This is a genomic window from Acinetobacter variabilis (assembly GCF_000369625.1).
Classification (GTDB): Bacteria; Pseudomonadota; Gammaproteobacteria; order Pseudomonadales; family Moraxellaceae; genus Acinetobacter; species Acinetobacter variabilis.
Window position 1 is genome coordinate 549,582 of sequence record NZ_KB850113.1, and the last position, 14,744, is coordinate 564,325.

Below are 14,744 nucleotides of genomic sequence, written 5' to 3' on the forward strand. Positions count from 1 at the left end.
TGAAAGCTTACAAGTATATTGTAGTAAAACTTTGCTAATCTTACTGGGTTTTTGCAACCGTATAGATGTTAGAGAGGAAGATAATGTCCTTGGTGTCACCGAAATACTTCATTCATGCTTCACCATCCAGCTTCATCAAAACTCTGGTTTTGTCCACTGTGGTTGTTTCCACAATGATTATTACTGGTTGTGCCACTAAACCTCAGGTCAATAATATGACCCGCTATGCCGCAGCGCCTGACTTCTATACGGTACGCTCTGGGGATACTTTGAGTGGCATTGCTGCACGTTATGGTCTGAGCTATATCAGTGTGGCAGAGATGAATGATATTGCTCCGCCGTATCGTATTTATGTGGGTCAGTCGATTCGCCTGAAAAATAACACTACCGCTCGCCGTACTACAGCGACTCAACCTGTTACCCAAGCTTCACCGATTCAGCATCAAACGATTGCGATTCCAGCGCCAACCACTCCCGCTCCAACAACTGTTAAGACTACGCCAAAACCTGCCACCACTACTTCCGCACCGATTACCCCAGTATCGACAGCAGCAGGATTACGTTGGGTCAAGCCATCAAATGGTCCGGTATTACAAAACTATGATCTGGCCGCAAATATCAAAGGTACCCGTTATGGCGGTAATGTCGGAGATCCGGTCTTTGCTGCAGCAGATGGGCAGGTGGTATACGCAGCAGATGGCCTGAAGGAATATGGTAATCTGGTACTAGTTAAACACATTAATGGCTATATCACCGCTTATGCGCATAACAGCAAATTAAGCGTGAAAAGTGGCCAAAATGTAACGGCTGGTCAAAAAATTGCCGAGATGGGGGCGACTGGTACAACCCGCACTATGCTTGAGTTTCAGGTTCGCTTGGACGGAAAACCGATTAATCCAACAACAGTTTTACCAAATAATTAAATAAATAATGCAAAACGTAAATTTCACCGTATAATACAATGAGTTGCTTTTATAAAAAGATGAAGCATCTCATAAGTTTAGAGGGGAATTTATGTTAGATCAACTTCGAGCAATGGGTGTCTTTGCTTGTGTTGTGGAAAAGAACTCGTTTAGCGGTGCTGCACGTGAGTTAGGGATTACAACCAGCGCCGTGAGTCAACAAATTCGCTCTTTGGAACAGGATATGGAAGTTGTACTTCTAAATCGTTCTACGAGAAAATTAAGTCTGACCGAAGCGGGACAAGCTTTTTTTCACAGCTGCCAGGAAATGTTGTCTGCTGCTGAGCGTGGAAAGGTTCGCATTAACGAGTTACGTGACGATCTTGTTGGTGAACTTCGTATTGTATCCTTACCGGAAGTGTGTGCGAATCATGTGATTCCTGCACTTTCTCACTGGATGTCCGCACACCGTGGCCTGACAGTCCACCTGGAAACAAACAATCATGAGGTTGATTTGTTGGAAGTGCGTATTGATATTGCCCTGCGATTTGACCAGAACGATGATGACCACAACCTTCAGGTTGTGCCATTAATGCAGATTGAACAGATTCTTGTTGCTGCGCCAAGCTATATTAACCAGACCGCAATTATCTCGCGTCCTGAAGACCTGAAACACCATGATGTTTTGCCTTTAACGCATATTAAAAATCATCAGAATTTCAGTTTTCAGCATGTGCATAGCACAGAAAAGGTTGAATTTGAACTAAGCTCACGCTTTAGTACCAATAACAGCTTGGTTGCAAAAGCCATGTGCCTGCAAGGCAACGGGGTTGCCAAGATTTTATATCTTGATGTTAAAAAAGATTTATTAAATGGTTCACTGATTGAAGTCTTGCCTGAATGGAAACTTCCGCCAGTCACCCTTTATGCAGTTATGCCTAATCGAGAACAGCAACCGACTAAAGTCCTGCGCTGTCTGGATGCATTGAAACAATATTTTAGCCAGATCTCTGGTGGACGTTTGTTGCAAGTCGCATCATAAATTCCCTATAAAAAAAAAGCCGCTTTAAAGCGGCTTTTTTGTTTTTCAAGATAGACTTAAGCAAGGTAGGCCTTGATCATTTTCACTAAACGCTCGATCAGTTGATCGGCCTGTTCCTGTGTAATATTCAGGGTAGGCAACAGACGAACGACATTACCTGCAGTCACGTTGATAATGGTTTTGTATTCATCGCGTGCAATATCCACAAGCTCACCACAGTCTTTAGGCAACTCAATCCCAATCATCAGACCGAATCCGCGTACAGTCACTTGATGATCTGCAAGCTGGTTACGTAACTGCTCAACAATATATGCACCTTTTTCAGCGGCATTGGCTACGATATTTTCTTTTTGCATAATATCGATGATGGTATAAACCACGCGTGAACCCAATGCAGTACCGCTATAAGTCGAACCGTGATTCCCCGCAGTTAAAACACCGACACCACGACCTTGAGTCATCACGGCACCAATTGGGAAGCCATTGCCCAGACCTTTAGCAGTCGTCAATACGTCGGGCACAATATTGGTGTGCTGATAAGCAAAATATTTACCGGTACGGCCATTACCTGTTTGTACTTCATCCAGCATCATCAACCAGTTGTGCTGATTACAGATCTGACGGATTTCTTCCAGGTAACTAAAGCCTTGCGGTGCTGTATTGACACCACCTTCACCTTGGATTGGTTCAACCAGAATAGCCACGATATTCGGATGGTTAATTGCAGCTTCTTCAATGGCTTCAATATCACCAAAAGGTACACGAATAAAGCCTTCAACCAATGGACCAAAGCCTTGTTGAACTTTTTTGTTACCGGTTGCAGACAGGGTTGCCAGCGTACGGCCATGAAAAGATTTGTCAGCTACAATAATTTTTGGTGACGCAATACCTTGCATATGACCGAATTTACGCGCAATTTTGATGGCGCCTTCGTTCGATTCTGCACCACTGTTGGAGAAGAAAACTTCTTCCATGCCAGCGACTTCAGCCAGTTTCTGTGCAGCAGCAGTTTGCCAAGGCACTTCAAAAAGGTTGCTGGTATGAATCAGGGTTGCAGCCTGTTCCGCAATTGCTTCAGCAATCACTGGATGAGCATGACCCAAACCGCAAACGGCGATCCCAGTTAAGGCATCTAAATACTCTGTACCATCTTCGGTATAAAGATATGCACCTCGTCCTCGGACAAAGCTGATCGGTTGACGACCAAAGACTGGCATCAAATGTGAAGGTTGATCAGTTTGTACCGGAGCGAGGGTAATATTGTTCATGACTAACTCTTTACTGTTAGGTGGAAAGAAAAACTTATATAAGCAAAAACTTGGTCAGATTTAAAGGGTAATTGTAAATAAAAATGGATTTATTACTTTAGACGTACTGTTTTTCTCTGTTTTGGGTATAATGCGAGACAGATTAGTTGAGGATTTATCAATGACTGAACAAGCACGCGATACCGAAGCGTTAATTCGTGACCAAATTGCCAAGCACGCAGTACTTCTTTATATGAAAGGCACACCACAATTTCCACAATGTGGTTTTTCTGCACGTGCGGTAGAAGCACTCAGTCAAATTGGTCGTCCATTTGCTTATGTTAATATTCTGGAAAACCCAGATATTCGTGCAACTCTGCCACAAATTGCGAACTGGCCGACATTCCCACAACTTTGGATCAATGGTGAATTGATCGGTGGTAGTGACATCATCCTAGAAATGTTCCAAAAAGGTGAATTACAGCCTTTAGTAGAGCAATACAGTCCAGCACCTGAAGCTTAATCCTTGGATTAAACTGATAGATATGAAAAAGCGCTTCCGAAAGAAGCGCTTTTTTTATGGGTGAATAGTGAGGAGGGGGCAGAATTAATCTTCTGCCTGATCCTCAGATTTTTCCAGTTCTTTTGATTCAGCAACCAAGGCCTCAGCTAAGGTATCTGGATCGGTCAGAACTTCCTTTATAGGCGCCTTATCTTTTTTCTTTTTCTTCTTTTTTTTCTTTTTCCTAGGTTCTTCCTCAAACTCGGCACCATCTTCAATGGCTTGCCAGTATTCGAGTTGTTCCATCACAGCAGCAAAGATCGAGTTTTTGCTATAACGGCCTTTCTTGTCCATAGTCCCGACCGGACGTGCCATCAGAATTTCCAAAGCCTGCGCGATATTATCAATGGCATGAATATGGAACTGACCTTCTTCGACTGCAGCAATAACATCTTTACGTAACATCAGATGCTGCATGTTTTGTCGTGGGATAATCACACCCTGCTTACCTGTCAGGCCTTGCAGCTTACAGGCATCGAAGAAACCTTCAATTTTTGCATTAACTCCACCAATCGGTTGCACCTGACCAAGCTGGTTCATGGAACCGGTAATCGCCCAGGACTGGTCAATCGGTAACTGACTAATCGCAGAAATAAGCGCTGAAAGTTCAGCGACTGTCGCGCTGTCACCATCCACCTGACCATAACTCTGTTCGAAAGCCAAAGCGGCAGAGAAGTGCAGGGTCTGTTCGCGGCCAAAATGTGCTTTTAGAAAAGAGGCCATCAATAACACGCCTTTGGCATGTAAAGAACCGCCAAGTTCTACGCTACGTTCGATATCCAGAATATCACCGCCACCCTGATATACAGAAGCAGTTAAGCGTGAAGGTAGACCAAATTCAACATCTGCATAATGAATCACAGACAGCGCATTGATTTGGCCTAGACGATGACCGCGAGTTTCAATCAGTTGAGTGCCACGGGTCAGATCTTGCCAGAATAGCTCACGTAAATAGCCTAAGCGATATTTACGATGATCCAGTGCGGTATTGATATGCTTTTCTGACACCATCTTATCACCCGCTTCGAATGCATGATGATGCGCTTCACGAATCAGGTCGCCCAGCGTTAATGCATGTAGTGACAGGGAACTCTGATCTTCAGCCTGACGGCTTGAGTCGGTCAGCAGGGCAGATAATGCAGAACGGTCAAATGGTAATAATTTATCTGATTGCACATAGTCAGCAATGAGCTGCATATAGGCTTGCTCATTTTCATCATTACGTTGCAAGGTATCGGTAAAATCAGCACGGATTTTAAAGATACTGCCTAGTTCTGGTTCAAGTTCCAGAATTTCATAATAAATTTCTGGCTCTGCCAGCAGCACCACTTTGATATTCAGCGGAATAGAAGCTGGTTCAATGGAAATGCTACCGGTGAGAGTCAGCATATGCTCTAAAGATGAAAGCTTGAGATGCCCAGATTTCAAGGCACGTTTCAAACCTTGCCATGCATAAGGTTGTTCCAGTAACTGTTCAGCTTCAAGCATCAGGAAACCGCCATTGGCATTATGCAAGGAGCCGGGACGGATCAGCGTGAAATCTGTAGTAATGGTGCCATTTTGGGTCAGCTGTTCTACATGACCCAATAGATTGTAATGCGTCGGGAAATCTTCAAAAATAACGGGTGCACCGCTATTTGGCTTATGGGTGACGATCACATTGGCCTGAAAGCGCGCTGGTACGCGGCTGAACTGGGCAGGGGTAAAATCGTCTTCTTCCTGTTCCAGTACAATTTCAACATTATTAATAATGTCTTCAGCATATTGCTTCAGATATTGTTCTAGACCTTCGACATGCTTGAATTTAGTCAGCATCTGCTCAACGCGTGGCATGACCACCTGTTTAGCGATATCACGGTTCAATACTTGAACACGGTCACGCGCATCATCTTCCAGATCGCCTAAATGAAGACCTAGGCGTTCCAGTTTCTTGTCCATGTAACGCATGTTTGACGCGATTTCAGCACGATCTTTATTGCTTAAAGCATTCAAATCTTCCTGAGACATTTCCTGTACTTTGTCATCTTTCAGATGAATCGGTACAAAACAATGTTCATCATTGCGAGAAATCAATTTCAGATCGAGTTCTTCACCTTCACGGGTCAATTCGATCAGTGCGAGTTGCTGTTCATCACCCGTTTCCTGACGAATCATTTCAATCCGGTTGTGATAGTTTTCTGTAGTAAAACGGCGCTCCAGCTGTTTTAGAATGGATTGCCAGCTTTGATGCAGCATCGTCTGAAACTTGGGTCCCTGACCAGCTGGAAATTCCAGTGCGATAGGCTGACGAGGATTCTGAAAATTATTGACATAGACCCAGTCATTTGGCGTTTGCATGGTTTTGGCATGTTGCTGCAACAAACGCTTCACCATAGTGCGTTTGCCGAGTCCTGCTGTACCCACCGCAAAGATGTTATAGCCTGAATATGGCAGGGCAATACCAGCTTCAACCGAAGCACGGGCACGGTCCTGGCCTAGAAAATTATTTAAAGGCTTGATTCGCTTGGTCGATGCCGGGATTTTATCCGGATCGGCAATACGCGTCAGTTGTGCCGGTTTCAGGCATGTCTTTTCAAGGGTTGGTGTAATTTCGCTTTGTTCAAAGGCTGAGATAAGTAGGTCGGAGCTGATGTTTTGTTGAGATATAGTTGTATTACTTGAAATTGAAGAATGAATTTGATCGAGTCTCTGAGTCACTGTTGAAAGTCCAAAACGAAATATGACGTGGATAAGGTTTAAGGTATACAGATTTACTTGAAAAATTCAAGCCAACATGTCAGTTTTGCCACAAAATAAAAAATCGGGTATGCGAGAAATATATAAATTTTGTTGAAAGATACGTTATTAAAGGATTGAATAGCAGCAATTGGTTTTCGTGGAAAATAACAAAGCAATGATAACACAAACGACGGGTTGGAAATCCGCATTTACAGCATTTCTGGATCGACGTGCCCTGATCATGCTGTTTCTCGGATTTTCAGCCGGTGTCCCGATTCTTTTGATCTTTTCCAGTTTGTCTTTATGGCTCGGTGAAGCCGGAATCAGTAAAAGTGCGGTGACTTTTTTTAGCTGGGCTGCACTAGGCTATTCATTTAAGTTTGTCTGGGCGCCATTGATTGATGAATTACCTGTCCCATTTCTGACCAAAGCTTTGGGTCGCCGGCGCGCCTGGCTATTGATTGCTCAGATCCTGATTGTAACTGCGATTTCAATTATGGCTTTTTCAGATCCAGCATTGGGGCAGGCACATTTACAGCAGATGGCACTAGGTGCAGTCCTGCTGGGATTCTCGGCTGCAACGCAGGATATTGTCATTGATGCCTATCGTATTGAGCTGGCCGAAACTCAGATGCAGACCGTACTGGCATCGACCTATAATGCGGGTTACCGGATCGGGATGATTGTGGCTGGCGCTGGAGCTCTGTTTCTGGCGGCATATTTAGGCACGGCCAAAGGCAATTATATCTATGATGCCTGGAAATGGACTTATCTGGCGATGGCAGCGGTTATGCTGGTTGGGATTATTACTACACTGGTCATCCGTGAGCCTCAGGTGGATCGGATACGTAAAGATTACCAGCGCAGTGATTATTTCCGCTTGGTTGGCGTGTTTTTCGTAGCTGTCATCAGTTTTGTGCTGAGTTATGTCTATTCCGGTGACTTGGTATCGAGTATCACTGAACAGTGGGCAATTCAGGATACTTTTGCCTTGTTCTGTTTTGAGGCTTTACGCTTTATCGGGTCAGGTGCTGTTGCTTTCAGTGTGGGTACGATTCTGGTCAAAATGGGTGCTGTGAATAAGCAGATGGCATTCGAAACCTGGGTCAATCCCGTAGCAGATTTCTTTGATCGCTATGGCTTAAAGCTGGCTTTGGTGTTGTTATTGTTGATCGGTTTCTATCGGGTCTCCGATATTATTGCCGGTGTGATTTCCAATGTGTTTTATCAGGATCTAAATTTTAGCAAGGAGCAGATTGCTGAAGCTGTGAAAGTGTATGGGGTAATTTTCTCCTTGCTTGGCGGTTTTTTAGGTGGCTTGCTGGCCCAGAAAATGAACATCATGAAACTGATGTTTGTAGGCGCGATTCTGGCCTGTTCAACCAATCTGATTTTTATTGGCTTAGTGAAGTCTGGTGAAAAGCTGGGGCAGGTCGAAGTTCAGGTAGGTCAGCAAACCTTTCGGGCAGATACAGATGAAGTCGGTTATTGGAAACTGAATGTACCCAATACTGCTTTTAAAGAGGCCGAACAGATTCAGGTTCGTGCACATTATCTGAATCATCCGGCAGATGCAGTACAAGTCAACCTGCCTTATCTGCAACAGAATGATTCGAAAGCAGCACAATTACAGCTTCTGCCTGTTACCACAGATAACCTGATCAGTGCCAATGAACAGGAAAATAGCATCGTGGTTCGCGGTCAGTATCTAGGGCCGGATTTAACTGCAGAGCAAAAAATTGTATTAGAGCTGAATGGCGATAAATTCGAAACCAAGCTGGATGAAGGACGTGTCTTTAGTGCTGCTATTCCTGCCGAAAAACTGATTGCTGCACCTGTGAAGCAAATCAATGCAAGCTTAATGCAGCAAGAGCATCCGATAGTTGCCCAGCAGCATTCATATGCTGTGGACTTGTCGCAGACCCAAGCCAATCCGATGGATATCGATGTTCAGCCAATTACAATTGGAACTGGTGAGAATGTCGAAATTCAGGGTAAAGTGATTAAACCTTATAGTTCATGGTGGCTGTATTTTGCAATTATTGTCGATAATCTGGCTGCAGGTCTCGCAGGTGCAGCCTTTATTGCTTTCCTGTCCAGTCTGACCAGTGTGTCCTTTACCGCTGTTCAGTATGCTATTTTTAGCTCACTCATGACTTTAACCCCTAAGATTTTAGGTGGATATTCAGGTACTATAGTGACCAATATCGGTTATCCGAATTTCTTCCTGATGACCACTTTAATCGGGATTCCAATCCTGATTCTGGTGGTTTGGGTGGCAAAATTACTCGGTGAACACCAACAACAATCTGTAAATAAGGATGATTAATATGCGCATGCTGCATACCATGTTACGTGTAGGCAATCTGGAACAATCACTCAAGTTCTATACTGAGGTTCTTGGTATGACTTTACTTCGTAAGCGAGATTATGAAGAAGGTCGTTTTACCTTGGCTTTTGTAGGTTATGGCGATGAAGAAAATCACACTGTGCTTGAACTGACCCATAACTGGGATACAGAAAGCTATGACCTGGGCAATGGCTACGGTCATATTGCGATTGCGGTAGATGATGCTTATAAAGCCTGTGAAGAAATCAAGGCACGTGGTGGCAATGTTGTTCGTGAAGCTGGCCCAATGAAAGGCGGTGTCACTGTGATTGCATTTGTGGAAGATCCAGACGGTTATAAAATCGAATTGATCCAGCAAGACAATAACGCACGTAATAACTAAGTGTTATAGAGCGAGATATGTGAAATGTATTCATGTATGGATGAAAATATTCCATCAATCTGAATGCATAACATGGACCCGGCATCTGTTAAGATAGCCGGGTATTTTTTATCGAATAATAAAATTTTGAGGGAAGGACATCAGATGCTTAAACTGCTGGCATTGGACCGCTTTACGATCTTGCTCTTTGTTATGGTGTTACTGGCCAGTGTATTGCCAGTGTCAGGGCAGGCAGCTGAAGTCTTTAGCTGGATCACGACAGCAGCCATTGCCATCCTGTTTTTCCTGCATGGTGCCAAGCTTTCGCGTGAAGCTGTAATTGAAGGCTTGATGCACTGGAAATTACACACTTTGGTCTTTGCCTTGACCTTTGCACTCTTTCCAATTTTAGGCTTGCTGGCAAAGCCAATCCTATTGCCAATGCTGGGGCAGGAATTATATTGGGGATTCCTGTTTATGTGTTTCCTGCCATCAACCGTACAGTCTTCGATCGCCTTTACCTCAGTGGCTCAAGGGAATATTGCCGGTGCGATCTGTAGTGCTTCATTTTCCAATATTATCGGGATGTTTATTACACCGATGCTGGTCGCATTCTTTATTCTTGGACAATCCCAGCACGGCTTCGATCCGACGGCATCGATTCTACAGATTACGCTGCTGTTATTGGTGCCTTTTATTTTAGGTCAGTTACTGCGTCCGTGGATTTTCCCAAAAATGCAGAAGATGCCCAAGATCGTTAAAGTATTCGATCAGGGCTCAATTCTGATGGTGGTTTATGGGGCATTTAGCAGTGCGGTGGTGGCTGGGCTTTGGCGTGAAGTCAGCTTAAGTACTTTGCTCTTGCTGCTGCTGGCATGTTCGGTTTTATTGACCATTGTGATGCTGTTGTCGCTATTTATTCCACGCTGGTTGGGCTTTAATCGTGCTGACCAGAAAACGGTGTTCTTCTGTGGTTCCAAAAAAACGCTTGCCAGTGGTGTACCGATGGCACAGATTCTGTTTATTGGTCAGCCACTTGGCATGATTGTTTTACCAATTATGATTTTCCATCAAATCCAGCTCATGGCCTGTGGTGTGATTGCGAATCTCTGGGCCAAACAGGCCGTACATACAGAAGAATAATTCGCTTATTGGATTTGTTTGCCGTATAATACTGCCCAACTTGTTGTGCTTAGCTCTGACGGTATCCGTCTCGGTGGGCCAAAAGAATGGTCTGTTGTGGTGTTGATCTGCCTGAATCCTGATTCTGGCCCTTCCTCAATATTTGAGAGTGATCAATTGCGATGACAGCAAAACCTTCTTTCATCTTAATGGAGTAATCGACGATGCGCGCCGATATTCACCCAAAATACGAAAAACTAGTTGCTACTTGTTCATGTGGTAACGTAATCGAAACTCGTTCAGCTGTTGGTAAAGAAACTCTTTACCTAGACGTATGCTCAGCTTGCCACCCATTCTACACTGGTAAGCAAAAGAACGTTGACACTGGCGGCCGTATCGACAAGTTCAAACAACGTTTTGCTGGTATGTCACGTTCTGTTAAACGTTAATACCCAAAATGAAAAAACGGGCTTTATGCCCGTTTTTTTTGTGCCTGCAATTTAGAAAATCATTTCACGTTTCTAGATTGAAAGGCGAGTACAAGACCTTAGTGGTCTTGTACATCAATCAGATGATCCAGTTTTTTCTGGAAATAATCACCCTGAATAAAGCGTGCATCGACGTTCCAGGCATTCGCAAATAAGGTCATGTCATTCAGTTCACGGATCATGATATTCACTGGTTTGATTTCATTGTATGTGGTAATTTTTTCCTGTAACTGTTCAATTTCAGCATCATTGTTCAGCATCTTGGTCAGTTTGCTATCCAGGCTCAGACCATTGATATCGAACTCACGTAGTAGGGTTTCACTATACATTGAGTGACCAAAGTTACGAATCGCAATCCGCGCGCCATGTTCACGTAAAGTACGTAGATATTTCTGCGCATCCTGCTGGTTCATCAGGATATCTTCTTCTGAGAACTGTAAAGTTAAAGGATGTTCGACTTTACTGCGAATAATGGTAATTAGTTTGGAAATAAACTCAGGAAAAGTACGGTCTTTAAATAGCACCGCACGGTTCAGGTTCACGATTAAACGGGCATCCGGATACTGGGTAATGAAGTTGTGCAATTGCTTGCTTGATTCAACCAGAATCCAGCGATCGAGTTTAATAGATAATTCATCATCTTCATTGAGTTCTATCAAGGAAGAAATGTCCTGCCATTTATTTTCAAAGATAAAGCCACTAGTCACCTCATACATATAGAGGTTGGTATCTTCTTTATCATACAGCTGTTGATATTTCAGATGAATTTCACCACGTTCCAGACATTCACGCAGTGCTTTTAATACTGGCGATGTAGTCAGTGGTACAGCACTGACTGCTGGACTGACCGGTATGGACTCAGGCGCTGGAATAACGGGTTCTGAAACCGTGAAGTCAATGCTTGGCATTGAAATCGATTCCTGAGTCGTTGCAGGAATATCCAGAACAAACTCAGAAGTTTTTTGTGCTTGTGGTAAAGGAGTAGAGAAAGCCCGACCGATTAATTCATTACAATGGCTTTCATCACGCAGTTCACCGTCAAGCAGGGTATAACCGATGCGCAGATTGAGCGGATAAGTTTGCTGATTCACTGTAATGAGCTGTGGTTTGGTCAATGAACCTAGTCCAACCAGTTTGGATTCCAGAATGTCTTGCGCATCTGCCTGAATGATCCCCACCAGAACATCATGTTCCAGTTTGAAGAGCGGAATACGAACCTGCTCTTTCAGGAATTTCTTAATTTCATGGAAGTAACCTATGTAGGTCGCCCAGTCACCATTCAGGACTTGCGGCTCATACGCAGCAAAGGAGAAAGTGATCAATGCATTGGCTTTGGCCGGCTCACGATTGAGTTCACGCTTAAGTGACTGTAAGGTATTTGGCTTGTTTGCAACTTTTTCAGAAGAGGCACTTGCCTGAGTAGTCGCTGTATCAATCGTAATTTGTAGTGCATCTTCTTCAGCACTAGATGCCAGAAATTCCAGTTTTAATGGATTGACAGCAGCCACATTTGGATTCGACGAAGTAATATCAAAACGGCCTAAATCAAACTGGCCCTGAGAAATCTTTTTAAAGCGGGTTTTAAAATCATTCAGATCTTTCGGCTGTAACAGGTCTAAAAGCGGCAGACCGATAATATCATCCTCGCTTTTAAGGCCAAACAGTTTGAGATAATCGGCATTAGCCTGAATATGGATGCCTTCCTGAATGGTTGCGACCGCACGGTTACTGTCTTCTACCAATGATTGTGCCTGGCTTTGTGCAGTTTCCAGTTCTTCCATTAAATGGCGCTGTGCTTGCATCGTACGGCTAAAGGAAAGGGCACGTACCAGATTAAGGAAGAAGCGGTCTGGGTAATCCAGATTCAGAATGTCAAAAATACCTTTACGGATATACTGGGCATATTGTTCAGCCTGATAATCTTCTGGTTTTAACAAAAGAATAGGAAGGTCAGGTTGCTGCGAAAGTTGAACCAGACTTAAGGCCTGCTCATATTTCAGATCATACGCACGACCAAAAATAATCAGGTCCCAGTTAAAGTTTAACTGTTTTTCAAAAGATTGCAGATCATCAAGCAGAACGGCGTCGACCTGATATTCATTGCTGGTTAAGAGATCACGGATTTGGTTATATCTAATTTGATTATCATCAATGATCAGTAAACGTGTTTCAGTACGTTTTAACTTTTTAGACAATAATGGATTTCTCACTTCAATGCTTCCCATAAATCGTGATTTCTAGTTTCATTCAATTGCTTATGTATAAAGTTTTCGATGATATCTTCTTCTTGATCATTTAATAATTCATAGTCAAAACGGATAAAACTTTGTGTAATGAGCTGCGCCTTGGTTAGGTAGATTCTGAGTTCTTTTTGGCCAAGACGTAAATGAATGGTCTGTTTTTCCCTAAACATTTGTGAGCCAGAGACAATAATACTGGTTGAGACCTGATCAAGCTGGGTCATCTGTACCAGAATGGCTGGCTGATAATTGACACTGTGTTTGTCGGTACGGGCATAGACTGCGCAAGGGAACAGTTCCTGTGCGAGAATTTCCAGACCAATTTCCAGACTTTTATCAGCAGACTGTTTGATCCAGCGAATGACACCACCACGCCACTGGCTTTGAGATTTTTCCTGAACCAGAATAAATTCGCCAGTTTTCAGATTGGCAGGTGTGATACCTGACCATTTAATCCGGTAACCATTAACACTGATATCGAGAACTTCAGCGGTATGAATCTGTTTGGCTTCGCGATCGAGCGCCTTGATACTGCTGAATCCGCTTGGAACGGTATTATGCATTGAGCTGATAAAACTGCTTTCGCTCTGGAAACCATAATTACCTTCCAGTTCCAGCGTTTCATTAAAGTTTTTACCCTTAGACAGATAAAAATGCGCCACCGTTAAGCCAAAGCAGATATTGATCTGTGCAGAATATTCATAACGCTCATGACGGCGTTCGACATTATTCGAAAGCAGGTTATAGATATGAAAATGCAGGGCAGGCGTCAGGAACAGCTTTTCATTACGTGACAGATATTGGGCATTTTTGCTTTGAGTGCCGGTCAGGTGTTCCATCAGGTTTTGTGTCGAAATATAGAAGCTCGGCTGGAAATGCTGACCCTGATGAGAATTTAATAAAGGTGGATGATCTTTGCTGGCATCAACCACATAACGTGACAGCGTGGTTTCTTTCGGTAGAATCTGAACCAGTTTCGCCCAGTCTGCACTACATAAATATAAGCCCTGAATTTCAGCAGGACGAATCTGATGAGTATTGAAAATATCCAGCAAAATTAGTCGTGCATAGGCTTGGGCAATATTCTGGATTTCGTGCTGGGTGCTAAGAACCTGATTGATGTTGGTCTGATAGAAATTATTTTCCATCGCACATTCTAGCAACTGATGTGCTGCCAACCACTGACCAGCGCCAGGTGTGCTATACAGCATATGCTGTTGATAGAGCAGCAGGCTTAACTGTTGCAGGCCATAGTAGATGGACACCATCCGGACACTTTGCAGGCTTTTCTTTTTACCCAAGGAAAATAGTGAAAACTTTTGATGATTCAGCTGATGATTACAGCGTTTGGCAATATCTATATAGATTTTGGTAAAATAGCTGCGTAACAGCATGGCCAGTTCAATAATCTGGTCATTGCGATCTGTCGTGATCAGACTCTGATTGACGAAATGTTTCTCAAGACTGACCAAAACATTTTCAAGGGTAGGGTGCAATACCTGAATCAGGTCAAAACGCAAGGTTTCCGCACATTTCAGTTCGGAAATTTCCAGTAAAGCACTGAACAGAGACTTGGATGAATTCCCCAATTGCAAGATTGAAATTCCTGCGACCCATTCCTGCAATGCTTTGGCATTTGTGGGACAAAAACTTAGCTGTTCTATGGTGAGTTCAGCCGTTGTCTGAAAAATGTCTGCAGTATGCTTACTCAT

General features: G+C 43.5%; 11 protein-coding genes. 7 read left to right on the forward strand and 4 right to left on the reverse strand.

The features are described from left to right. Positions 1–83: 83 nt before the first annotated feature. Positions 84–923 carry a peptidoglycan DD-metalloendopeptidase family protein gene (locus F897_RS08295; RefSeq protein ID WP_005234999.1) on the forward strand — a complete coding sequence of 280 codons (840 nt, stop codon included), beginning with the start codon at positions 84–86 and terminating at the stop codon, positions 921–923. Positions 924–1,014: 91 nt separating this feature from the next. Beyond that, the gene (locus F897_RS08300; RefSeq protein WP_005235000.1) at positions 1,015–1,944 is read left to right on the forward strand and encodes a LysR family transcriptional regulator; all 930 of its coding nucleotides are present in this window, start codon (positions 1,015–1,017) and stop codon (positions 1,942–1,944) included. Positions 1,945–2,000: 56 nt separating this feature from the next. Here F897_RS08300 and F897_RS08305 read toward each other — a convergent pair whose 3' ends face one another. Next, positions 2,001–3,212, reverse strand: a complete 1,212-nt coding sequence (locus F897_RS08305) for an aspartate aminotransferase family protein (RefSeq protein ID WP_005235001.1) — start codon at positions 3,210–3,212, stop codon at positions 2,001–2,003. 160 nt (positions 3,213–3,372) lie between these two features. On the opposite strand from F897_RS08305, the gene grxD reads away from it, so the two are divergent. Continuing rightward, complete coding sequence (gene grxD / locus F897_RS08310) at positions 3,373–3,714, forward strand: Grx4 family monothiol glutaredoxin (RefSeq protein WP_004782624.1); 342 nt, start codon at positions 3,373–3,375, stop codon at positions 3,712–3,714. Positions 3,715–3,798: 84 nt separating this feature from the next. On the opposite strand, the gene F897_RS08315 is transcribed toward grxD, so the two are convergent. After that, positions 3,799–6,450, reverse strand: a complete 2,652-nt coding sequence (locus tag F897_RS08315) for a Lon protease family protein (protein WP_005235002.1) — start codon at positions 6,448–6,450, stop codon at positions 3,799–3,801. Positions 6,451–6,646: 196 nt separating this feature from the next. On the opposite strand from F897_RS08315, the gene F897_RS08320 reads away from it, so the two are divergent. The 4 genes from F897_RS08320 to rpmE all read left to right on the forward strand — a co-directional run bounded on the left by F897_RS08320 (position 6,647) and on the right by rpmE (position 10,753). After that, a complete protein-coding gene (locus tag F897_RS08320; protein WP_034581150.1) occupies positions 6,647–8,800 on the forward strand; it encodes an AmpG family muropeptide MFS transporter in 2,154 nt (717 codons plus the stop codon). A gap of 1 nt (position 8,801) precedes the next feature. Next, positions 8,802–9,203 carry a lactoylglutathione lyase gene (gene gloA, locus F897_RS08325; RefSeq protein ID WP_004782618.1) on the forward strand — a complete coding sequence of 134 codons (402 nt, stop codon included), beginning with the start codon at positions 8,802–8,804 and terminating at the stop codon, positions 9,201–9,203. Between the two features lie 144 nt (positions 9,204–9,347). After that, complete coding sequence (locus tag F897_RS08330; RefSeq protein ID WP_005235005.1) at positions 9,348–10,325, forward strand: bile acid:sodium symporter family protein; 978 nt, start codon at positions 9,348–9,350, stop codon at positions 10,323–10,325. 203 nt (positions 10,326–10,528) lie between these two features. Beyond that, positions 10,529–10,753 (forward strand): 50S ribosomal protein L31, encoded by a 225-nt coding sequence (rpmE, locus tag F897_RS08335; protein ID WP_004782616.1) that lies wholly within the window; start codon positions 10,529–10,531, stop codon positions 10,751–10,753. Between the two features lie 98 nt (positions 10,754–10,851). Here rpmE and F897_RS08340 read toward each other — a convergent pair whose 3' ends face one another. Together F897_RS08340 and F897_RS08345 are read right to left on the reverse strand one after the other, a co-directional pair. Then, a complete protein-coding gene (locus tag F897_RS08340) occupies positions 10,852–13,017 on the reverse strand; it encodes an EAL domain-containing protein (RefSeq protein ID WP_005235007.1) in 2,166 nt (721 codons plus the stop codon). After that, complete coding sequence (locus F897_RS08345) at positions 12,999–14,744, reverse strand: hypothetical protein (RefSeq protein ID WP_005235008.1); 1,746 nt, start codon at positions 14,742–14,744, stop codon at positions 12,999–13,001. The genes F897_RS08340 and F897_RS08345 overlap by 19 nt, the downstream gene beginning before the upstream one ends.

Bases quoted from the DNA above. Each gene is read 5' to 3' on its own strand.
- F897_RS08295 (WP_005234999.1), top strand. From the start codon at position 84: ATGTCCTTGGTGTCACCGAAATACTTCATTCATGCTTCACCATCCAGC.
- F897_RS08300 (WP_005235000.1), top strand. From the start codon at position 1,015: ATGTTAGATCAACTTCGAGCAATGGGTGTCTTTGCTTGTGTTGTGGAA.
- F897_RS08305 (WP_005235001.1), bottom strand. From the start codon at position 3,212: ATGAACAATATTACCCTCGCTCCGGTACAAACTGATCAACCTTCACAT.
- grxD (WP_004782624.1), top strand. From the start codon at position 3,373: ATGACTGAACAAGCACGCGATACCGAAGCGTTAATTCGTGACCAAATT.
- F897_RS08320 (WP_034581150.1), top strand. From the start codon at position 6,647: ATGATAACACAAACGACGGGTTGGAAATCCGCATTTACAGCATTTCTG.
- gloA (WP_004782618.1), top strand. From the start codon at position 8,802: ATGCGCATGCTGCATACCATGTTACGTGTAGGCAATCTGGAACAATCA.
- F897_RS08330 (WP_005235005.1), top strand. From the start codon at position 9,348: ATGCTTAAACTGCTGGCATTGGACCGCTTTACGATCTTGCTCTTTGTT.
- rpmE (WP_004782616.1), top strand. From the start codon at position 10,529: ATGCGCGCCGATATTCACCCAAAATACGAAAAACTAGTTGCTACTTGT.
- F897_RS08340 (WP_005235007.1), bottom strand. From the start codon at position 13,017: ATGGGAAGCATTGAAGTGAGAAATCCATTATTGTCTAAAAAGTTAAAA.
- F897_RS08345 (WP_005235008.1), bottom strand. From the start codon at position 14,744: ATGAGTAAGCATACTGCAGACATTTTTCAGACAACGGCTGAACTCACC.